Source organism: Hydrogenophaga sp. L310 (genome assembly GCF_055703065.1).
In genome coordinates this window covers 85,883-106,550 of the sequence record NZ_JBVPZA010000002.1, presented here as the reverse complement: position 1 = coordinate 106,550, position 20,668 = coordinate 85,883, and the positions used below count along the sequence as shown (strand labels likewise).

17 protein-coding genes and 1 tRNA gene are annotated in these 20,668 nt (G+C 65.0%); 10 read left to right on the top strand and 8 right to left on the bottom strand.

All coding sequences use genetic code 11. From position 1 onward, the window contains the following. Positions 1–574 precede the first annotated feature (574 nt). A complete protein-coding gene (locus tag AC0GNO_RS04125; RefSeq protein ID WP_472903055.1) occupies positions 575–3,538 on the top strand; it encodes an Rne/Rng family ribonuclease in 2,964 nt (987 codons plus the stop codon). 153 nt (positions 3,539–3,691) lie between these two features. Here the strand turns inward: AC0GNO_RS04125 and AC0GNO_RS04120 are convergent, their stop codons facing one another. The 4 genes from AC0GNO_RS04120 to hemC all read right to left on the bottom strand — a co-directional run bounded on the left by AC0GNO_RS04120 (position 3,692) and on the right by hemC (position 8,048). After that, the gene (locus AC0GNO_RS04120) at positions 3,692–4,978 is read right to left on the bottom strand and encodes a heme biosynthesis HemY N-terminal domain-containing protein (protein ID WP_472903427.1); all 1,287 of its coding nucleotides are present in this window, start codon (positions 4,976–4,978) and stop codon (positions 3,692–3,694) included. Between the two features lie 26 nt (positions 4,979–5,004). Next, a complete protein-coding gene (locus AC0GNO_RS04115; RefSeq protein ID WP_472903054.1) occupies positions 5,005–6,126 on the bottom strand; it encodes a uroporphyrinogen-III C-methyltransferase in 1,122 nt (373 codons plus the stop codon). 73 nt (positions 6,127–6,199) lie between these two features. Continuing rightward, positions 6,200–7,081, bottom strand: a complete 882-nt coding sequence (locus AC0GNO_RS04110) for a uroporphyrinogen-III synthase (protein WP_472903053.1) — start codon at positions 7,079–7,081, stop codon at positions 6,200–6,202. A 4-nt stretch (positions 7,082–7,085) separates the two neighbouring features. After that, on the bottom strand, positions 7,086–8,048 hold the full coding sequence (hemC, locus tag AC0GNO_RS04105) for a hydroxymethylbilane synthase (RefSeq protein ID WP_472903426.1): 963 nt from the start codon (positions 8,046–8,048) through the stop codon (positions 7,086–7,088). A 153-nt stretch (positions 8,049–8,201) separates the two neighbouring features. Here hemC and ppc point away from each other — a divergent pair, with 153 nt between their 5' ends. From ppc to AC0GNO_RS04070, 7 genes are all read left to right on the top strand, one after another. After that, a complete protein-coding gene (gene ppc, locus AC0GNO_RS04100) occupies positions 8,202–11,042 on the top strand; it encodes a phosphoenolpyruvate carboxylase (protein WP_472903052.1) in 2,841 nt (946 codons plus the stop codon). A 174-nt stretch (positions 11,043–11,216) separates the two neighbouring features. Then, entirely contained in the window at positions 11,217–12,071 is an 855-nt protein-coding gene (locus AC0GNO_RS04095; protein WP_472903051.1) for a 3',5'-nucleoside bisphosphate phosphatase, read from the top strand. Beyond that, positions 12,071–12,979: a DMT family transporter gene (locus AC0GNO_RS04090; RefSeq protein ID WP_472890034.1), complete on the top strand. Its 909-nt coding sequence runs from the start codon at positions 12,071–12,073 to the stop codon at positions 12,977–12,979. The genes AC0GNO_RS04095 and AC0GNO_RS04090 overlap by 1 nt, the downstream gene beginning before the upstream one ends. A gap of 47 nt (positions 12,980–13,026) precedes the next feature. Beyond that, the gene (locus tag AC0GNO_RS04085; RefSeq protein WP_472890033.1) at positions 13,027–13,662 is read left to right on the top strand and encodes an L-threonylcarbamoyladenylate synthase; all 636 of its coding nucleotides are present in this window, start codon (positions 13,027–13,029) and stop codon (positions 13,660–13,662) included. A gap of 86 nt (positions 13,663–13,748) precedes the next feature. Beyond that, positions 13,749–14,417, top strand: coding sequence for a site-2 protease family protein (locus AC0GNO_RS04080; RefSeq protein WP_305362949.1), 669 nt, complete (start codon positions 13,749–13,751; stop codon positions 14,415–14,417). An 18-nt stretch (positions 14,418–14,435) separates the two neighbouring features. Next, entirely contained in the window at positions 14,436–15,731 is a 1,296-nt protein-coding gene (locus tag AC0GNO_RS04075) for a tryptophan--tRNA ligase (RefSeq protein WP_472903050.1), read from the top strand. Positions 15,732–15,973: 242 nt separating this feature from the next. Next, positions 15,974–16,567: a LuxR C-terminal-related transcriptional regulator gene (locus AC0GNO_RS04070; protein ID WP_305362950.1), complete on the top strand. Its 594-nt coding sequence runs from the start codon at positions 15,974–15,976 to the stop codon at positions 16,565–16,567. A 43-nt stretch (positions 16,568–16,610) separates the two neighbouring features. On the opposite strand, the gene AC0GNO_RS04065 is transcribed toward AC0GNO_RS04070, so the two are convergent. Continuing rightward, entirely contained in the window at positions 16,611–18,056 is a 1,446-nt protein-coding gene (locus AC0GNO_RS04065; protein ID WP_472903049.1) for a sensor histidine kinase, read from the bottom strand. 92 nt (positions 18,057–18,148) lie between these two features. Here AC0GNO_RS04065 and AC0GNO_RS04060 point away from each other — a divergent pair. Both AC0GNO_RS04060 and AC0GNO_RS04055 read left to right on the top strand, forming a co-directional pair. Then, positions 18,149–18,240: transfer RNA gene (locus AC0GNO_RS04060), tRNA-Ser, on the top strand. 272 nt (positions 18,241–18,512) lie between these two features. Then, positions 18,513–19,055, top strand: coding sequence for a hypothetical protein (locus AC0GNO_RS04055; protein WP_472903048.1), 543 nt, complete (start codon positions 18,513–18,515; stop codon positions 19,053–19,055). Between the two features lie 125 nt (positions 19,056–19,180). On the opposite strand, the gene AC0GNO_RS04050 is transcribed toward AC0GNO_RS04055, so the two are convergent. From AC0GNO_RS04050 to AC0GNO_RS04040, 3 genes are read right to left on the bottom strand one after another with little or no spacing between them, the layout of a single operon-like run. After that, the gene (locus tag AC0GNO_RS04050) at positions 19,181–19,840 is read right to left on the bottom strand and encodes a YbjQ family protein (RefSeq protein ID WP_472903047.1); all 660 of its coding nucleotides are present in this window, start codon (positions 19,838–19,840) and stop codon (positions 19,181–19,183) included. Positions 19,841–19,862: 22 nt separating this feature from the next. After that, on the bottom strand, positions 19,863–19,994 hold the full coding sequence (locus AC0GNO_RS04045; RefSeq protein ID WP_472903046.1) for a hypothetical protein: 132 nt from the start codon (positions 19,992–19,994) through the stop codon (positions 19,863–19,865). 13 nt (positions 19,995–20,007) lie between these two features. Beyond that, positions 20,008–20,577, bottom strand: coding sequence for a hypothetical protein (locus AC0GNO_RS04040; protein WP_472903045.1), 570 nt, complete (start codon positions 20,575–20,577; stop codon positions 20,008–20,010). Between the last annotated feature and the right edge of the window lie 91 nt (positions 20,578–20,668).

Here is a 20,668-nt window from a genome sequence, read left to right as displayed (position 1 = left end):
GCTGTAAGTGATTGATTTCCTTGAGTTTAAGGCAGTCACCGCAGACAGGCTCCTCCGACCTTTGATACCGGGGACCCGATTGGCCACTAGTTGCCACCCGTTGCACCCTGTTCCGACGCCTGCTCCCGAAGCCCTCTCCGAAGAGGCTGGAGCCGCACCGGTCAGGTAGAAGCAGCGGGCGAATCCGTGAGTAAAACTGCGAACCCGAATACGGAATACCCCAATCGGCCAGCCGCGTTCCCGAGAAGGCACACGCTCTCGGTGGACAGGCTGGTTGAGGATGAAGTGAAGCCAGAGACATCACCGGCGAGATCCATGTCACCGACAGCCATCAAGCCTTCTCTGCTCAGCCCAGTCCACGCGCCTACGCCCTGACCCGGCAGTTCAACGCGGCACACACACAGCGTGCCCCGTCCCGAACACTCCCTCGCCCCCTGGCCAACACCGGGTGGGCATCGGGTCGGTGGCTCTCCGGCAATTCCTCCCCCGTTCGCGTTTTTCCACTGGTTCACGGCAGGTCGGCGCCTGGGTTCAACCCGGCGCCATGTCAGTGTCAGACCGAAGGAAACGCATCATGAAACGCATGCTGATCAACGCCACGCAGGCCGAAGAGCGCCGCCTGGCGATCGTGGACGGGCAGAAACTGCTCGACTACGAAATCGAAATCGAAGGGCGCGAACAGCGCAAGGGCAACATCTACAAGGCCGTCGTCACGCGCGTCGAGCCGTCGCTTGAAGCCTGCTTCGTTGACTACGGCGAGGACCGCCACGGTTTCCTGCCGTTCAAGGAAATCTCGCGCCAGTATTTCGCCGCTGGCGTGCCGGTCAACCAGGCCCGCATCAACGACGTGATCAAGGAAGGCCAGGAACTGCTGGTCCAGGTCGAAAAAGAAGAACGCGGCAACAAGGGCGCAGCCCTGACCACCTTCGTGAGCCTGGCTGGCCGCTACGTGGTGCTGATGCCCAACAACCCGCGCGGTGGTGGTGTGAGCCGCCGCATCGAGGGCGAAGACCGCCAGGATCTCAAGGCTGCGCTGGACCAGCTCGAATACCCCAATGGCATGAGCATCATCGCGCGCACTGCCGGCATCGGTCGTGAAGCGCCCGAACTGCAGTGGGACCTGAACTACCTGCTGAAATTGTGGACTGCCATCGACGGCGCAGCCCAGGGCGGCAAAGGCGCCTACCTGATCTACCAGGAATCCAGCCTGGTGATCCGCGCCATCCGCGACTACTTCAACAGCGACATCGGCGAGATCCTGATCGACACCGACGACATCTTTGAGCAAGCCCACCAGTTCATGAGCCACGTGATGCCCGAACACGGGCACCGCGTGAAGCGCTACCGCGACGACGCACCGCTGTTCAGCCGCTTCCAGATCGAGCACCAGATCGAGACCGCCTACAGCCGCACGGTGAACCTGCCTTCGGGTGGCGCCATCGTGATCGACCAGACCGAAGCGCTGGTGGCCGTGGACGTGAACTCGGCGCGTGCCATCAAGGGCGGCGACATCGAAGAAACCGCCACCCGCACCAACCTGGAAGCCGCCGACGAGGTGGCGCGTCAGGCCCGCCTGCGCGACCTCGGCGGCCTGATCGTGATCGACTTCATCGACATGGACGAGTCGAAGAACCGCCGCGAAGTCGAGAACCGCCTGCGCGACGCCCTGCGCCAGGACCGCGCCCGCGTGCAGTTCGGCTCCATCAGCAAGTTCGGCCTGCTTGAAATGAGCCGCCAGCGCCTCAAGCCCATGCTCAGCGAAGGCTCGTCCATTCCCTGCCCGCGCTGCGGTGGCTCCGGCCACATCCGCGACACGGAAAGCTCGGCGCTGCAGATCCTGCGCATCATCCAGGAAGAGTCGCTCAAGGACAGCACGGCCGCCGTGCTGGTGCAGGTGCCGGTCGAAGTGGCCAGCTTCCTGCTGAACGAAAAGCGCACCGAGATCACCAAGATCGAACTCAAGCAGCGCATCAACGTGCTGCTGGTGCCCAACAAGTCGCTCGACACGCCGAACTACAAGCTGGAACGCCTGAAGCACGACGACCCGCGTCTGGACGACCTGGACGCCAGCTACAAGCTGGCCGACGAGCCGGACGAAGCCACCGGCTTCACGCGCCGCAGCCAGGAACGCACCAACAAGCAGGAACCGGTGATCAAGGGTGTGCTGCCCGACGGTCCGGCGCCTGTGGCCGCACCCAAGCCGGAAGCACCCGTTGCCGTCCCGGTGGCTGCACCCGTTGCCGTAGCGCCCGTGGCCAAGGTGGCTGCACCGGCTGAAAAGGGTTTCTTCGGCTGGCTCAAGAGCCTGTTTGGCGGTGGCGAAGCCCCCGCCGTCACGGCACCACCCACCGTTGCACCCGTCGCCAAAACCGGTGATCGCAGCGAGCAGCGCCCCGATGGGCGCCGCGAAGGCGGTCGCGACAGCCGGGGCCGGGGTGGTCGCAACGGCAACGAAAGCCGTGCACCGCGTGAAGGTCGCGAGGGTCGCGAAGCCGGCCGCAACACGCGGGGTGGTGAAGGCCGCAACGTGGAAGGCCGCCCGGAAGGCCGCGAAAGCCGTGAGGGCCGTGAGGGCCGTGAAGGGACCCGTCGCAACGAAGGTCGGGTGGACGGTCGCGGCGAGGCACGTGGCGAACCGCGTGGTGAGTCGCGCAATGGCGGTCGCCGTGACAACCGCCGTGATGCGGCCCCGCTGGACCAGACCCAGGGCACCGAAGCGTTGCTGAATGCCGCACCGGCGGCGACTGGCGAAATGCCCGACATGGCCGAAGGCCAGCGCCGCGAGCGCCGTCCGCGCAACGACAACCGCCGCCGCCCCCAGGGTGTGGAAGGCGTTGAGGTCGCGCAGCAGGACGGTGCGGAAGGCGCTGCGCAGCGCCTGGAGCCGGACGCCCGTGCCAGCGGCGCCGAAGCGCCCGCCACAGAAGGTGATACGGACAACGGTGGTCAGCGTGCGCCCCGCGAACGCCGCAGCCGCGACCGTTATGGCCGTGACCGTCGGGAGCGTGCTCCGCGCGATGCGTCCGAGCAGGGTTCGGAAGCTGACGCCGCGCCAGCGATGTCCGTGGCGCCGGTTGAAGAGGTGGCCACCGAGGCACCCGTTCGCAGCAGCTATTTCAGCCTGCCGGTGGAGAGCAGCCCGGTCGCGGTCGAAGAAACGGTGGTTGAAGCCGCTCCCGTCGTGATCGAGCCGGTGCCGGTTCTGGCCACGCCAGCACCCCGACCCGTGGCAGCACCCGCGGTAAGCACGAGTGCACCCGCCGCCGTTGCAGCCGCACCCCGCGGTCTGCCCCAGGTACAGGCCTACACGGTGTCGATCGACGAGTTGAACCAGGTGGCCGCAGCCAGTGGTCTGGTGTGGGTCAATTCCGATACCGACAAGGTGGCCCAGGTGCAGGCAGCGATCGCCGCTGAACCCAAACCCATCCACGTGCCGCGCGAGATCAAACCCGCGGTGATACTGGACGAAGGCCCGCTGGTGCTGGTGGAAACCCGCAAGGACCTGCGCAGCATGCCGCTGCCGTTTGAGACCCAGTGAAGAGGTGAATGGCCGCGGGTAACCGGGGCCTGAATCCAACAGGAACGCCGGCTTCAAGCCGGCGTTCCTGTTTCTGGTTGTGCGTACTGCGGGGCACGCCCATCAACCTCTGTCAACCGGGATAGCACCACCACCGGGCAACCGGCCAGAGACTCAGTCCAGCAGGGCTGCCTTTTTCCAGGCCGACTGGGCGGCCACGGCATCGCCCCGTTCTTCGGCCAGGGCCGCAAGCGAGCGCCAGGTTCGCCGCAGCAGGGAAGGCTCGGTCAGGCTGTGGCTGGCCTGCCCGAGCAACTGTGCAGCCTTGCCCCAGAGCTGGCGCTGCATGAAAGCCTGACCGGTCAGGTACTGGAGGTAAGCGTTGTTGGGTTGCTGGCGCTGTGCCTGCTCCAGTCGTGCGAGCCAGGTGCCATCGAGCTGGGCCAGTCCGGGCTCCATCGTGCGCACCAGCTGGCGCTGCTGCGCGGCATCCAGCTCGGCGAACTTGTTCCACACCGGCTCCAGCCAGCTGAGCACCAGCGCGGTGGTGAACGCCTGGTTCTCGTCCTCCGGTTCGCCAGGTTGCATGCCCAAATGGTTGGCGCGCTGGGCGGCCGCCAGAGCCAGCTCGGGCATGGCGCGCTCGTTGGCATCCAGACGGCTCCAGAGCGCTTGCAGCTGCGAGAGATCGTGCGATTCGCCCAAGGCATCGAGCGCCAGCCCGCGCACGATGCTGCGCGAAGCATCCGGGGAAAACGCGCGGTGCTTGGCCAGCACCCGGGCCGTTTCCAGCGCTTCACTGGTGGCCCCACCAAGGCGGGCAATGCGCAACTTCAGACGCAGCGCCTGGATGCGACGCGCCGCACCTTGCGGCAGTTCAGCCAGGCGGCTTCGTGCGGCGTCGGCGTCACGGTCTTCGACCGCCCAGCGAACCGCGCGCAGCAACGCGCCTTCGTGGGCTTCGGGTGCGCTCCTGGCAAGCCTGGGATGCAGTGCCGCCTGCAGGTGTTCGTCCCTGGACTTGCGGTTTTGCAGCGACTGCGCACTCTCGGCGACCAGCAGGTGGGCCAGCAACAGCAGTTGGTGCCGCCGGGGCCACTGGGCCGACGGCAAGGCATTGAGCTGCTCCAGCGCAGCCAGTCCGGCGGCCTGCGCACGCACAAAACGGCCCGACAGCTGGTAGGACAGAGCGTCCAGCACCGATCCGACGGCCGCACGCTCCACCTGCTGCGCCCGCCAGCGCTGGGCCTGCGCCGGCAATTCGCGCAGCACGACGATGGCCCTGAGCGCGAAGTAGACCAGCGCAAAGCCGGCGATCAGGCAGAACACCACAAAGTTGAACGACACGTCAAAGCGGTACGGCGGCCAGAACAGCGTGACCATGGCCAGGTTGTGCCCCACCAGCAAAGCCAGGGCCACCGCCAGCGCACCGAGTCCCAGCAACCAGAACACGCTGCGCATGGCGCCACCCTGTTTGTGATCGACCATCACCGGCCTCCCGCGGCGGCGGCAAGCGCCGCGAGGCTTTCGTCAGGTCGCGGCAAGTCCGCCGTCGACAGCTCGGTCCGCAATTGCCCCAGCGTCTTCTGCGCCGCCATCACCTGGGGCGCCGTGGTGTCGAAGTACCGACCCAGCGCCAGCTCGGTGGATTTCAGATCGGCCTCAACGGCATTGAGCTGACGGCTCAGCAAACCAAGCCGTGCATTGAGCAGCCGGAGCTTGATGTTTTCCCGCAGGAAGAAAGCCTGCTCGGGGGCGAGCAGCGCGGCTTCGGGCCTGTCGATGCGGCTGACGCGCACCAGTTCGCGACCGCTTCGGGTCACATCGGTCCAGACACGCTGCCAGAACGAAGACCAGGCCATGGAAACACGCGACCAGCCGGTTTCCTGCGCAGGCAGAGAGGGTGCCGGTTCCGCCAAATCCGGTGCACCCGCTTTCGCAGCGGGCGGCTGCACAGCAGCTTTGCCAGACGCTGCCACATCCGCCCGACGGGAAATGGTGCTGGCCGTCTTCACACCGACATCGTTCTGCACGGGCCAATCGTCCACCTGACGGGCCAGCTCATCCACCCGCAACACCAGCGTGGGCACATCGGTCAGCGCGGCGCCCTGAATACGTTCGATATCGCGCTGGATGGCCCGTTGCACCGGATTCAGGCGTGGCTGAGCAGCCCTCGCGATGCGCTGATCAGCGGCCTGCAGCGCCGACACCAGGGGCTGCACGCTGCCCGTGAGCTGGGTCTGCTGCAACGCGAGTCGCAGGGCGGATTCAATGTCCTGCACCAGGTTGTCATCGCGCGAACGCGACAGCGCGAGCATGAGTTCTTCGAGCTGGCTGCGCTGCAGGGTCACCTCGGACAATTTGATCTCGGCCACCGCCAGGCGCGCCTGCAGTTCCTGCGTGAGGGCCTCCGCCTGTTTCGCCACGGTGCGCACCTCCACCGCCTGCACCGTGCTGTCCTGACTGCGCCTTGCCAGCTCCTGCTGCGTGAACCCGAGCTTTTGCCAGATCAGGCCGGCCAGCACCAGCGAGATCGCGGCCACCACGAGCGCCAGCATCGACATCCACGACACCGGATGGCGGGCTTTCACCACCGGTGGCGCAACCACGGGCGCAGCCCCCCCACCGCCGCTGCGGACGCTTCTTTCACTGGGCTTGGGGGAATGTCGGGGGTATCTGGGCTCATGTGGGGCTCCAGTTCGATTCTAGGGCCCGCAACACGTCTGGCAAGGCGGGCCGGGTTTCGATCACGCGGCCAAAACCGGCGGCCTTCGCGCTGGCAGCGATGCGGGGATGGGTGGCGATGGCACAGGCGGACGACCAATCGGTGTGTGGTGTGGCGCTCGTCAGATGGTGCACGGCTTCCGAACTGCTGAACAGCCAGGCGCTGCCGGCCGAGGCCGCGGCACGGGCCACCGCCGCATGCCCGGCCGTCCACCGGGGGGCCGACCGCTCGTAGGCCACGCAACTCTCAACGCTGGCTCCTGCGGCTTCGCATTGCTGGATCAGCCAGTCGCGACCGTTGCCAGCGTGCTGGCGTTGCGGTAGATCCGGCTCCGGCGCAGCGGCCATCCCGGGCGAAGCACCACGCACCACCAGGATGCGCTGGCCCGCTCGCACCTGCGACGCCACCATCGGCCACAGCGCTTCGGAATCGAACTGCCCGGCATCAGGGGGTGGGGCATCGATGCGCGCTGCGTTCAACCCCAGACCGGTCAGCGCCTGGGCCAGTGCCCGCACCGTGCCCGGACCGGGTGCCCAGAACCGTGTGCCCCCATCAGGCCGCGTGGGAGCTCGCACATCCTGCGCAAAAAAATGGCTGACAGCGGCCCCGCTCACAAAAAGCAACGCATCCATGTCCAGCCAGTGGGCGCGCCAGTACCGCAGCGAAGCCAATGTGGCTGTGTCTTGCGGTTCCGAAATGTCGATCAAGGGCAGCGCCTGGGCCGGCCAGCCCTGCGCCTGCAGGGCCTGCACCCAGCTCGCCGCCTCGGCTGCGGGACGGGTGACGATGAGCCGCTCCATCGGTCTCAACACAGGCGCTGGCTCGGGCAGGTCGGTCAAGGCGTCAAGCCCCTGCCGCTGGCGGCTGGGCGCCGGCAGCGCGCAGCGCCTGCGCCACGCGCTGCCCCAGGGCTTCGGCCTGCTGCAGCGTCTGGACTTCGGCCTGGTCACTCACCTGCACCAGTGCCAGAGCACCTTCCGGGTCCCCCCAAGCGGCACGCAGCACCAGGTGACCGGCATCGCCGTCGGTCCAGTCGGCGTAGGCCGCCAGCGGCATGGAGCAGCTGCCGCCCATGGCGCGCGACACCGTGCGCTCGGCCGCCACCCGCAACCAGGTGGGCATGTGCACCAGGGGCTTCAGGGCCTCAACGAGGTCGCTGCGATCGGCGCGGACTTCAATGCCCAGCGCCCCCTGGCCCGCAGCAGGCAAGGATTCAGCGGGTTCAAAGATGTGCCGGATACGCGCACCCAGACCCAGCCGCTTCAGGCCCGCAGACGCCAGCACGATTGCGTGGTACTGGCCCTCGTCCAGTTTGCGCAGTCGCGTGTCCAGATTGCCCCGCAGCGGCTCGATGCGCACGTCGCTGCGGCCCAGCGCATCCAGCGCGGCGCGCAGCAGCACCAGCCGGCGCAGGCTGGAAGTGCCAACGACGGCGCCCGCGGGCAGCTCGGCCAGCGTCGCGCAGGCGGGCGACACCCAGGCGTCACGCGGGTCTTCGCGCTCCATCACGCAGGCCAGTGCAAACCCCGTTGGCAGGTCCATGGGCACATCCTTGAGCGAGTGCACGGCGATGTCGGCGCGGCCTTCTTCGAGCGCGACTTCCAGCTCTTTCACGAAAAGACCCTTGCCGCCCACCTTGGAGAGGCTGCGGTCCAGGATCTGGTCGCCCAGGGTCGTCATGCCCAGCAACTCGACACGGTGGCCCAAGTCTTGCAACAGGGCCTTGACGTGTTCGGCCTGCCACAGCGCCAGACGGCTTTCACGCGTCGCGATGGTGATGGACAGCGCGGAGGTTGGGTTTGAAATGGCCACGATGAAGGTTCAAAAAAAGATCAGCCCCCAACCGATGTCGGGAGCGTTTTCGTACCCGCTTGGTAACGGGAAAGGCAACTTTGGATGCTAGCATGACCCCTGCCCAAAAAATCAGCAACCCAAGCCCCAGAGCCACCCTTGCCCACCATGAGCCGAACGCCCGCCCGATCCGCCGCCCCGTCCAACCGCTCTGGTGCCGGACGCACCATATCCGGCTCCGACAAGGACCAGCCACTGATCGACGACATCCGCCTGCTGGGCCGGGTGCTGGGTGACGTGATCCGCGAGCAGGAGGGCCAGGCTGCCTACGACCTGATCGAGCAGATCCGCCAGCTTTCGGTGGCCTTCCGCCGCCACGCCGACCAGGACGCCGACAAGGCGCTGAAGAAACTGCTCAAGGGTCTCTCGGGCCAGCAGACGGTGAGCGTGATCCGCGCCTTCACCTACTTCAGCCACCTGGCCAACCTGGCCGAAGACCGCCACCACATCCGCCGTCGCGCGGTGCACGACCGCGCCGGCGATCTGCAGGAGGGCAGCCTGGCCATGACGCTGCAGCGCCTGAAAAAGGCCGGCATCGCGCCGTCCGAAGTGGTGCGCACGCTCGCTGCGGCCCACATCTCGCCCGTGCTCACCGCGCACCCCACCGAGGTGCAGCGCAAGAGCATTCTGGACGCCGAACGCGCCATCGCCCACCTGCTGGCCGAACGCGAGCAGTTGCTGCCGAGCGACCACGCCGACTTCGAAGCGCAGCTGCGCGCCCGCGTGACCCAGCTATGGCAAACGCGCCTGCTGCGTTTCACCAAGCTCACCGTGGCCGACGAAATCGAGAACGCGCTGAGCTACTACCAGGCCACCTTCCTGTCGGAGATCCCGCGCATCTACCGCGACCTCGAAGAAGGCCTGGAAGACCAGGACGTGGCGCCCTTCCTGCGCATGGGCCAGTGGATCGGCGGCGACCGCGACGGCAACCCCAACGTGACCGCGAAAACCCTGGAGCTGGCCCTGCACAGCCAGGCCGACCTGGTGCTGCGCCACCACCTCACTCAACTCCACCACCTGGGAGCCGAGCTGTCGGTGTCGGCCATGCTGGCGAGCGTGAGCCCGGCCATGCAAGCCCTGGCCGAACGTTCGCCCGACACCAATGCCCACCGCCAGGACGAACCCTACCGCCGAGCCCTGACCGGCATGTACGCGCGCCTGGCCGCCACGCTGACCGCGCTGACCGGCGGAGAAGCCGCGCGTCACGCGGTCGCGCCGCAAGACGCTTACCCCAGCGCCGCCGAACTGCTGGCCGATCTGCGCACCATCGAAGCCTCGCTGGTGGCGAACCACGGCGCCGCGCTCACCCGCTCCCGCCTGCGCCCTTTGATCCGCGCGGTGCAGGTGTTCGGCTTTCACCTGGCGACCATCGACCTGCGCCAGAGCTCCGACAAACACGAGGAAGTGGTGGCCGAGTTGCTGGCCACGGCGCGCATCGAGGCCGACTACAGCGCGCTCGACGAAATGGGCAAACGCGCGGTGCTGCTGCGCCAGCTGAACGACGCGCGGCCCCTGCGCGTGCCCGGCACGCCCTACTCGGCCCACACCCTGGACGAGCTGGCCATCTTCGACACCGCGCGCAGCGGCCGCGAACGCTTCGGCGCCCAGGCCATCCGCCACGCCATCATCAGCCACACCGAAACCGTGAGCGACCTGCTCGAAGTGCTGCTGCTGCAGAAGGAAGCGGGCCTGGTGCGCGGCCTGCTCGCCGAAGACGCGGTGGCCGACCTGATCGTGGTGCCGCTGTTCGAGACCATAGAAGACCTGCGCAACGCCGCGCCCATCATGCGCGACTACTACGCCCTGCCCGGCGTGCGCGCCATGGTGCACCGCGGGATGCACGACGGCTACTGCGAGCAGGACATCATGCTCGGCTACTCGGACAGCAACAAGGACGGCGGCATCTTCACCAGCAACTGGGAGCTGTACCGCGCCGAGATCGCGCTCGTGGAGCTGTTCGATTCGCTCAACAAGGGCCACGAGAAAACGATCCGGCTGCGCATGTTCCACGGACGCGGTGGCACGGTGGGCCGTGGCGGCGGTCCGAGCTACCAGGCCATCCTCGCCCAGCCACCGGGCACCGTGCGCGGCCAGATCCGCCTGACCGAACAGGGCGAGGTGATCGGCTCCAAATACGCCAACCCCGAGATCGGCCGGCGCAACCTGGAAACCCTGGTCGCTGCCACGCTGGAGGCCACCCTGCTGCAGGCCACGCGCAACGCCCCCAAAGCCTTCCTCGACACCGCGGCCGAGCTCTCCACGGCGAGCATGGCCGCCTACCGCGCCCTGGTCTACGACACCCCGCGCTTTGCGGAGTATTTCTTCGCCGCCACACCGATCCGCGAAATCGCCGAACTCAACATCGGTTCGCGTCCGGCTTCGCGCAAGGCCACGCAGAAGATCGAAGACCTGCGCGCCATCCCCTGGGGTTTCAGCTGGGGCCAGTGCCGCCTGACGCTGCCGGGCTGGTACGGCTTCGGCTCGGCGGTGCACACCTTCCTGCACAAGGAAGGTCCCAAGGGCGTGGCGAAGCAAAAGGCGCAGCTGCAGAAGATGGTGAAACAGTGGCCCTTCTTCAGCACCCTGCTGTCCAACATGGACATGGTCATGGCCAAGAGCGATCTCGCGCTCGCCACGCGCTATGCCGAGCTGGTCGAAGACAAGCGCCTGCGCACCAAGGTGTTCACCGCCATTGAAGCCGAATGGCACCGCACGGCCGATGCGCTGGCGCTGATCACGGGCGAGAAGCAGCGCCTGGTCAACAACGCCGCACTGCAGCGCTCCATGCGCCACCGCTTCCCCTACATCGACCCGCTGCACCACCTGCAGGTCGAGCTGGTGCGCCGCTACCGGGCGGGTGAAAACCACGCTGACCGCGACGAAAAGGTGCGCCGCGGCATCCACATCTCGATCAACGGCATCGCGGCCGGGCTGCGGAACACTGGATAGCCCCCCGCGACAGATCGGCTCCCCCCGCGCCGCCTGCGGCGTCACCCCCCAGGGGGCAACACCTGCGGCCTGGCGGAGCCAGTTCCGCGGTGTTCTCGGCGGGAGTCACGCCCGTCGGCAAAGGTTTTGGTCTTGGCGTCAGCGCGTTGAACCCGTCAAACCTAAAATGAAATGGTGACCCACATCCTCAACGCCGATCTCCATTGCCATTCCGTCGTCTCTGACGGCACCCTCACTCCCGAGGAGCTGGCGCCTCGCGCCAAAGCCAACGGCGTGGCCTTGTGGTCGCTCACCGACCACGACGAGATCGGTGGTCAGGAGCGCGCCATCGCTGCGGCCCGCCAGGCCGGTCTGCCCTATCTCACCGGCGTGGAAATCTCCATCACCTTCGCCAGCGCCACGGTGCACATCATCGGCCTGGGTTTCGACCACACCGATCCGGCCCTGGTCGAGGGCCTGCGCCAGACCCGTGGCGGGCGCGAGCAACGCGCCCGCGCGATGAGCGACGACCTGGCGCGCGTGGGCATCCCGGGGGTCTACGAAGGCGCACTCAAATACGTCGGCAACCCGGAGCTGATCTCGCGTTCGCACTTCGCGCGCTACATCGTGGAGGCGGGCTACAGCACCGATACCAATGCCGTGTTCCGGAAATACCTGGCTGAGGGCAAACCTGGTTTCGTGCCTCACCGCTGGGCGTCGCTGCGCAACGCCCTGAGCTGGATCACCGGCGCCGGTGGTCTGGCGGTGATCGCCCACCCCGGCCGTTACAACCTCACCGCCAACGAAGAGTACGCGCTCTTCACCGAATTCAAGGCCCACGGTGGCCAGGGCGTGGAGGTGGTCACCGGTGCCCACGGCCAGGCCGACTACGTGAAATACGCCGGGTTCTGCAGCGAGTTCGACCTGCTCGCCTCACGCGGCAGCGACTTCCACAGCCCGACCGAAAGCCACACCGATCTGGGCAAGCTGCCCGACCTGCCGGGCAGCGTCACACCGGTGTGGGAGCCGCTCGCAGCGCGTTTCCACTGATGAGCGCCGCCGTTGCCCGACCCGGTGCACAGGCCGCGCTGGGCATCACGTTCCTGGTGATGGCGGTGGCCTGCTTCGCGGTGCTGGACACCGCGGTCAAGTACGTCGGTGCCTTCGTGCCCATCCTGGTGGCGGTGTGGTTCCGCTACGTGTTCCAGGCCGTGGCCGTCAGCACCGTCATGCTCCCCATGCGCGGACGCAGCCTGCTGGCCACCCGGCACCCGCGCTTCCAGGTGCTGCGTGGCTGCCTGCTGCTGATGGTGAGCGTGCTGTCGTTCATCAGCGTGCAATACATGCCCGTAGGCGAATTCACCGCCTTTGTCATGACCACGCCGCTGGTGGTCACCCTGCTGGCGGCGCTGTTCCTGAAAGAGCGCGTCGCTCCGATGCGCTGGGCCCTGGTGGGTGGCGGTTTCGTGGGCGCCCTGCTGGTGGTCCAGCCGGGTGGTGACGTGATCGGCTGGGCCAGCCTGTTGCCGTTGCTGATGGTGGTCACCTACGCCTGGTTCCAGATCCTCACCAGCCAGATGGCACGCACCGAAGACCCGATGACCATGCACTTCTACACCGGCTGGGTGGGCGCGCTGGTGGCCAGCGCGATCCTGCCCCTGGTCTGGCAAACCATCCCGGACTCCCGCACTTTCGCCCTGCTCTGCCTGGTGGGCCTCATGGGCACGGTCGGCCACTTCCTGCTCATCCTCGCGTTCGCGCGCGCGCCAGCGTCCACACTCACGCCTTACCTGTACACCCAGATCGGTTTTGCCATGTTGTGCGGCTGGCTGGTGTTCAACCACATTCCGGGGCAACTGGAACTGACCGGCATCGTGCTCATCGTGGTCTGCGGCGCAACCGCCAGCTGGATCACCGCGCGCGAACACCGCCTGCCCGTGGAACCACCCGAGGCCTGAACCAGCGGCGCCTTGGCTATGCCCACGGGCCGCGCACAATACGCACCATGTCCCAGTACTTCGAAGTCCATCCCGAGAACCCGCAACCCCGGCTGCTCAAGCAGGCGGTGCAGCTGCTCGAACGGGGCGGCGTGCTGGCAGTGCCCACCGACTCCAGCTACGCGCTGGTCTGCCACATTGACGACAAGGCTGCGGCCGACCGGCTGCGCCGCATCCGCCAGGTCGACGACAAACACCACCTCACCCTGCTTTGCCGCGACCTGAGCGAGCTCGCCAGCTACGCCAAGGTGGACAACCGCCAGTACCGCCTGCTCAAGCAGGCCACGCCGGGCCCCTACACCTTCATCCTCGAAGCCAGCAAGGAGGTGCCGCGCCGCCTGAGCCACCCCTCGCGCAAGACGATCGGCCTGCGGGTACCGGACCACAACGCCCTGCTGGCCTTGCTGGACCTGCACAACGGCCCCCTGCTGGCCACCACGCTGATCCCGCCCGGCGAGGTGCATCCCCTCAACGATGCGCAGGACATCCGCGAACGCTTCGAACACGATCTCGCTGGCGTCATCGATGCCGGCGCCTGTCCGCTCGAAGCCACCACCGTCGTCGACCTCACCCCCATGGGGTCGGGTGGCGAACCCGAGCTGGTTCGAGAGGGCCGAGGCTCGCTGTCCACGCTGGGCTTGTGAGCCCGATGCCGGTACCCGGACGGCAAGCGCCTGCGGGTGCGCCACCCCTTCTGGGACAATAGCCCTTTGCCCGCCCGCCGCCCCTCATGGATTTCGCCCAGATCATTCAAACCGTAGCCCTCTACGCCATTCCGGTGCTGTTCGCCATCACGGTGCACGAAGCCGCTCACGGATACGCAGCACGGCACTTTGGCGACAACACCGCGCACATGCTGGGCCGCATCACGCTCAACCCGCTCAAGCACATCGACCCGGTCGGCACGATCGCCATGCCGCTGCTGCTGTACTTCGCCACCTCCGGCGCCTTCCTGTTCGGTTACGCCAAACCCGTCCCGGTGAATTTCGGGCGCCTGCGCAACCCGAAACGCGACATGGTCTGGGTCGCCCTGGCCGGCCCGGGCGCCAACCTGGTACAGGCGGTGATGTGGACCGTGGGCCTGTACCTGCTGGTGGCCGCCGGGGTGGAAGAACGCTTCTTCCTGGACATGTGCCGCGCCGGCGTGCTGGTGAACCTGGTGATGTTTGCCTTCAACCTGTTTCCGTTGCCGCCACTGGACGGCGGGCGCATTCTGGTGGGCCTGCTGCCCAACCACCTGGCCTACCCGGTCTCGCGCGTCGAACCCTGGGGTTTCTTCATCGTGATGGCCCTGGTCATTACCGGCGTCGTGGGCAACCTCTGGCTGCGACCGCTGATGATGCTCACCGGTGGCGCGATCGAGTTGCTGCTGACGCCGCTGCGCTTTCTGCTGTTTTAATTTCAGATATCCCTGTTCATGAGCCACCAACGCGTCCTCACCGGCATCACCACTTCGGGCACACCGCATCTGGGCAACTACGTGGGCGCTGTCCGCCCCACGGTGCGCGCCAGCCGCCTGGCCTCGGTCGAGAGCTTCTATTTCCTGGCCGACTACCACGCCCTGATCAAGGTCGGTGACCCGGCGCGCGTGCAACGCTCCACGCTGGAAATCGCCGCCACCTGGCTGGCCTGCGGCCTGGACCCGGAGAAGGTCACCTTCTACCGCCAGTCCGACATCCCCGAAATCCCCGAACTCACCTGGCTGCTCACCTGCGTGACCGGCAAGGGCCTGCTCAACCGGGCCCATGCCTACAAGGCCTCGGTCGACAAGAACACCGCCAGCGGCGACGAACCCGACAACGGCGTGACCGCGGGCCTCTTCATGTACCCGGTGCTGATGGCGGCCGACATCCTGATGTTCAACGCCCACCAGGTGCCGGTGGGGCGTGACCAGATCCAGCACATCGAGATGGCGCGCGACATCGCGTCGAGCTTCAACCACCTCTACGGTGAACACTTCACCCTGCCCGAGGCTGCGATCGAAGACCACGTGGCCACCCTGCCCGGGCTGGACGGCCGCAAGATGAGCAAGAGCTACGACAACACGATTCCGCTGTTCGCGCCCAAGGAACAACTGCGCAAGCTCATCATGGGCATCGTCACCGACTCGCGCGCGCCCGGTGAACCCAAGGACCCCGAAGGTTCGGCCCTGTTCCAGCTCTACCAGGCCTTCGCCAGCGCCGAAGAAACCGCCGGGCTGGCCAGGGCCTACGCCGACGGCATCGCCTGGGGGGATGCCAAGCAGTTGCTTTTTGAACGCCTGGACGCCGAGATCGCCCCCATGCGCGCGGTCTACGACGAACTGATCCAGGACCCGGCGCAGATCGAGCGCACCCTGCAAGCGGGTGCAAAAAAAGCGCGCGTCCTCGCCACGCCGTTCACCGCGCGGCTGCGCCACGCCGTCGGACTTCGCCCGCTGGACAGCCAGCCAACCCCCGCCAAGGCGTCCAAGGCCACCCGGGCGGCCGCGCCCAGCTTCAAGCAATACCGCGAAAAAGACGGCCTGTTCTACTTCAAGCTGCTCGACGCGCAAGGCCACCTGCTGCTGCAAAGCACCGGCTTTGCGTCGCCGCGGGAAGCAGCAGGCACAGTCGCCCGTTTGCAGCAACAAGGTACGGATGCCATCGCCGACCTGCAAAGCCAGCTGATCGTTTCGGCCGATCCGCAGGTACTGGCACAAGCCCTCGGGTGTTTTGCAGCGCCAGCCGACTGATGCAGCAGCGAAGGTTTCGCATTCCCGAACCTGCGACAATCGGTTTCCGGGATGGACGTCGACGAGACACCGCCTCATCAAGGCAGCACACCGCTGGTGTTTACCGAGTTCCCAACTTCATGGAACACGGGCATCAAAAACTAAAAACAAGGTGTACAAACATGCCCTTATTGCTATCGCCAAAAGCTGCCAATGCCGATATGCTGTCACTCTGAATACATAACTTAACAGCACATCCCCCCATGAGTATCTTTGTCATTGACGATCATCCGCTGATGCGCGAAGCCGTCGTCATGCTTCTGCGTCGTCTTCGGTCCTCCACCCAGGTGATCGAACTGGAACGCCTGGCGACTGTGAGCAAGGCCATTGCTGAGCACGGGGAACCTGAGCTGGTCTGCCTCGACCTGAAGTTACCCGACACCCATGGCGTCTCTGGCGTGCGCGAGGTGCGCCAAATGCTCCCCGACACGTCACTGATCGTGCTGTCTGCATCGCCGGCCTCTGACTACGAAGACCTGGCCAGGGAAGCAGGTGCCGACGCCTACGTCGAAAAATCGGCCGGTGCCGCCCAGATCGGCAAGGTGCTGCGCGAATTCCTGGCCGAAGAGCCAGAAGACGAAAACGCACCGACCATCCCTGAAAAGTTGTCCAAGCGACAAAAACAGCTGCTCGTCATGCTGGACCGCGGCCTCTCCAACCGCGACATTGCCGAACAACTGCAGATCAGCGAACACACCGTCAAAGTGCACCTGTGGCGCCTGTTCCGGCGCCTCAATGTCAAGAGCCGATCCCAAGCCAGCCATCTGGCGCGCACCGCCGGCTTGCTCGACCTCTGAGCTTTGCCCGTGTGCTCCCCGGGAGCAGACTGATCAGCCTGCTTCAGCCGCCAGCACTTGCAGCCGAGCGCGGCATCAAGGTATCTGGCGTGGCCTCCACCGCTGCTTTCTGTGTGTACGCGGGCAGCAGCACGCGGAATACGCTGCCCCGATCCGCCTGTGAAGACAGCGCCAACTGATAGCCCATGAGCGTGGCCAGTTTGGAAACGATGGTCAGACCCAGACCCAGACTGTCTTCGGTCCCCTGGTGCTGCGACACCCTGAAGAACTCCTGAAATATCGCCTGCTGGTGTTCGCGCGCAATGCCCACGCCGGTGTCCCAGACTTCAAAAACCAGCATCTCCTCCCGCCGCCTCAGACCCAGCAAGACGCCACCTCGCTGTGTGTGACGAAACGCATTGGACAGCAGGTTGCCCAGAATCCGGCGCAACACCACCGGATCGGCCCATATCGTCGCGGGTTGGGCATACGTCTTGAACTTGAGTGACTTACCGACCGCAACGGGCTCAAACTGCGTGGTCAGCTCGGCGAAGAGTTGCAGCACGTCCACGTTCTGCAAGCGCACCTTGTAATTGCCCGCATCGATGCGCGTCAGGTCAAACAGGGAGTCAAACAGCTCGTTGATGGCCCGGGTCGATTGCAGGATCCGCGGCGATATATCGCGCGCCATCTCCGGCTCGGTGGCCAGCCAGTCGGCATACAGACTCAGGGCATGCACCGGCTGACGGAGATCGTGAGCAGCCGACGCCAGAAACCGGTTTTTGGTCGCCACAGCCCGGATCGAGGCCCGCGTCTGCTGGGTCAGCGAATCGATCAGTTCCTGGTTGGAGAACTGGAGTTCAAAACTGGCGCGGTAGATCTGATGCAGGCGCTTCCCCGCCACCAGCAAAAGCCACCAGAACACCATCAACAGGGCCATCAAAGCGAGGCTTTGTTCCATCACAGACGTTGCGTCTGGTGCGCGCAAGGTGTTGAGGGTGAGGCCCAGCAAGACCGATATCACAAGGGCATGCACATACCGCCGGAAGACCGGCAAATAGGCACTGAAAGCCGTCAAGGTGAGCAGCCCCTGCCCAAGCACCACGATGCCGCAGACAAACTGCGTCGCGGTACTGGCTTGCAGGTAGCTCAACAGCACCCCACCACCCCAAAGGAAGCCCACGGCACTCCAGGTCCACTGGTAGCGGTCTGCAAACGCCATGCGCTGCGGCCCCTCGGAACTGTCGTAGCGCAACTGGTAAATCCCGATCAGACGGTAGCGGTAGACCAGCACAGTCACCAAAAGGCACGTCCAGATCAGCAAGGAGGCCAGGTCCACCTCACCAGCCATCATGAACACCAGCACCGGCAGCGCCAGTGTCGCAGCCAGCAGCGATGGAACCATGTTGTCCATCAGGACACCGATCAGCTGGGCGTTCACCCACTGGTCTATCACCTCGGGCGAGGCCGGCAGATGCAGGTGGGTTGCGGGCTGGGTATCGACAAGCATGAATAACCACGAACAGACGGTGAGCCATTGTCACACCGGAGGGCCTGTAAAAAGCAGTGCCTGTCTCCTGCTAGAATACAAGGCTTCGACGCGGAGAGGTGGCAGAGTGGTCGAATGCACCGGATTCGAAATCCGGCGTACAGTTTCAACTGTACCGAGGGTTCGAATCCCTCCTTCTCCGCCACAGACAAGGCCCTGATGCTCACTTTTTTGTAGCAGTCAGGGTTTTTTGTTTTTGGGTCCAAATGCGATGTAACGGCGCATGTAAGAGCATTTCCCGGCGTGGTCACTACGCCATGAAAGCACGCTCTATGCGCGCGCCCCTCTCCTGCCCTTTCAACTGCGCGGCGAGCGCTAGATCGGTCGTGTTCTTCGCGTATTCGGTGAACTCGTTGAGCGTGCTGCAAAATGCGGTCATAAACGACGATCAAGTCGAAAGTGCGGACAGGAGGATTCATGGAAACCCGCTTCACTGTTGTGCTCGCCTGCGCCATCGCAGGTGCAGCATTTGCCGCCCCTGCGTGGGCCATCAACAAATGCACCCAGCCTGACGGTTCCGTCACCTTTCAAGATGCGCCCTGCGCGGGCAAGGGCGAGGCCCTCACTGTGCGGCCGGCATCGGGTCGCGCGAGGGCTATTGAACCGGTCACTGCTGCAGAAGGCGCACCCGCTCCGGGGCGAAAAACCGAGGCTCAGCGCATTGAAGAACAGGTGGCCGCCAGTCAGCAAGAGCGACGTTTGAAAGAGTTGGTGGTCAGACTCGTACCCGATGCCGAAGCAGCGATATACAGAAGCCGCGAGCAGTGCGCGCGCGACTTGAAAGCGCTGCAGCTCAAGAAGCAACAGGCAAACAACAACTTGGCCGGTGCGACATGGGAAGGCTCCATTTCCGGTGAAATGACTGCACTGGCCACAACCTGCGACACAAGAAACCGCGAACTACGCGAGGACGCTGCAGCCTTGCGTACAGAGTGCCGACAGCTGGGCGGGTGCAAATAAGCAACCTGCGAAACTTTGCATGCTAGATTCAAGTTTCATAATTTGAAATTGCGTGATCACTGCGCCTCTCCGTCCCCGCGTGGCTTGGACGAGGTGCCAGGGTCCCCGCTGTCTTGCAGTGGGACTTAACCCAGTGGGGGTTCCCCGACAACTGCCAAGGTCACCGCTGTCCCTGTCGCAACCACCATCAACATCGTCTTCCCGGCTCCTGCTAGCTCGCTGTAAGTCAGGTTGACCGCTATTAGGCCATCTGCACCCAACACAAATGCCTCTTCCTTCAGTTGCGCCATGACCACACGCTTTGCGTCCCGCAACGTGTTTTGAATGGTGACACTGCGCCCTCCTACAAAGTCTGTCACCCCAGCGAAAAGCTCCTTGATGAGGTTGACACCAAATACGCACTCAGCAGAGACCACATCAATCAACTTTACGATCTCGTGCCCAGGAATATGGTGCGCAGTTGTTATCGGTAAGTTCCTTGCGGCCTGACCGATGCAATCCGAAGGAATCTGGTCTCGGGGAAATGCAGACCAGTCACCTGTGCTACGGGCGTGTGTGACAAGCTCCTTCGCCTGCTCGGCTTTGCGGGTTGCAAGCTCCCTCTCCTGCTCGGCCTGGCGCATGGCAAGCTCCCTCTCCTGCGCGGCCTTGCGCAAGACAAGCGACCTCTCGTGCGCGGCTTTGTCAAATTTCGCGTAGATGATTCCGCACTTTGGGCATTCATAGTCAGGCGCGCGGTCGGTGGGCTGTCGAAGATAACCACATTTTGGGCAGGTGATGTTCATGGTCAGAATCTTAGACGTTGCTTCAATGCGCGCTGATAGGGCCGTTCTGCATAGTCCATCGCACGCATTGCTGCACCAGCACCAGCACCAGCACCAGCACCAGCACCAGCACCAGCACCAGCACCAGCACCAGCACCAGCACTGGCACTGGCACCTGCAATGCGTCGTCAGCCGTCAGTATCTTCGCGAGGCTCAGCAGGGAGCAACAGCAAAGCGGCATCACCTGAGATATCGAAATACTTTTTCAGAGTTTCAGAAAAAGGCGCCAGGGCTGCGGTCAAGTCCAAAAGGACCTGATCAGCTTCGAGTGCGCGCACCTCGGCAGATGCGTCGTTTACCAGGGAACTGGCATCGGTGACATCCGACTGCAGGTTCCTCAGCTCTTGGGCTACCTTGGGCAGTGCGGCCTCGACAACAGACACACGAGCTTGCTTCATAGCCACGTCACTGACGGATGCTGTGCCCCTAGCCACGGCCGTGATGTCGTCGTCACTCGTTGCGGTCGCCTCGGCACGTTCGGCGTTCAGGGCATCACGTCGGGCCTTGACCACGTCCCTTTCAGCTTCTTTCGCGCTCAGTTCATCCTGCAGTCTTTGCAGTCGGGTTGTTGCGTGGCGCAGTTTGGCCCGCAACGCTGGGCGCGTACCCGGCGTGACGTCGCGATAGGCAATCGGGTTTTCGTCAAGCTGGATGGTCCATTTCAACGGCTTGATCAGAGTATCTACAACGGGCGGCATGGTTAAACCCTTTCTGTGGTTTGGTGGAGAGAACAAAAGAACTTTGCAGAAATCTGCAGATGCGGGGTTTGCGGGGTTTTAGGGGGGTGGT

What these genes read in the sequence shown, in the direction of transcription:
- AC0GNO_RS04125 (WP_472903055.1), top strand. Translation starts at nt 575, where the DNA reads ATGAAACGCATGCTGATCAACGCCACGCAGGCCGAAGAGCGCCGCCTG.
- AC0GNO_RS04120 (WP_472903427.1), bottom strand. Translation starts at nt 4,978, where the DNA reads ATGCGCAGCGTGTTCTGGTTGCTGGGACTCGGTGCGCTGGCGGTGGCC.
- ppc (WP_472903052.1), top strand. Translation starts at nt 8,202, where the DNA reads ATGAGCCGAACGCCCGCCCGATCCGCCGCCCCGTCCAACCGCTCTGGT.
- AC0GNO_RS04090 (WP_472890034.1), top strand. Translation starts at nt 12,071, where the DNA reads ATGAGCGCCGCCGTTGCCCGACCCGGTGCACAGGCCGCGCTGGGCATC.
- AC0GNO_RS04085 (WP_472890033.1), top strand. Translation starts at nt 13,027, where the DNA reads ATGTCCCAGTACTTCGAAGTCCATCCCGAGAACCCGCAACCCCGGCTG.
- AC0GNO_RS04080 (WP_305362949.1), top strand. Translation starts at nt 13,749, where the DNA reads ATGGATTTCGCCCAGATCATTCAAACCGTAGCCCTCTACGCCATTCCG.
- AC0GNO_RS04075 (WP_472903050.1), top strand. Translation starts at nt 14,436, where the DNA reads ATGAGCCACCAACGCGTCCTCACCGGCATCACCACTTCGGGCACACCG.
- AC0GNO_RS04070 (WP_305362950.1), top strand. Translation starts at nt 15,974, where the DNA reads ATGAGTATCTTTGTCATTGACGATCATCCGCTGATGCGCGAAGCCGTC.
- AC0GNO_RS04065 (WP_472903049.1), bottom strand. Translation starts at nt 18,056, where the DNA reads ATGCTTGTCGATACCCAGCCCGCAACCCACCTGCATCTGCCGGCCTCG.
- AC0GNO_RS04055 (WP_472903048.1), top strand. Translation starts at nt 18,513, where the DNA reads ATGGAAACCCGCTTCACTGTTGTGCTCGCCTGCGCCATCGCAGGTGCA.
- AC0GNO_RS04050 (WP_472903047.1), bottom strand. Translation starts at nt 19,840, where the DNA reads ATGAACATCACCTGCCCAAAATGTGGTTATCTTCGACAGCCCACCGAC.
- AC0GNO_RS04040 (WP_472903045.1), bottom strand. Translation starts at nt 20,577, where the DNA reads ATGCCGCCCGTTGTAGATACTCTGATCAAGCCGTTGAAATGGACCATC.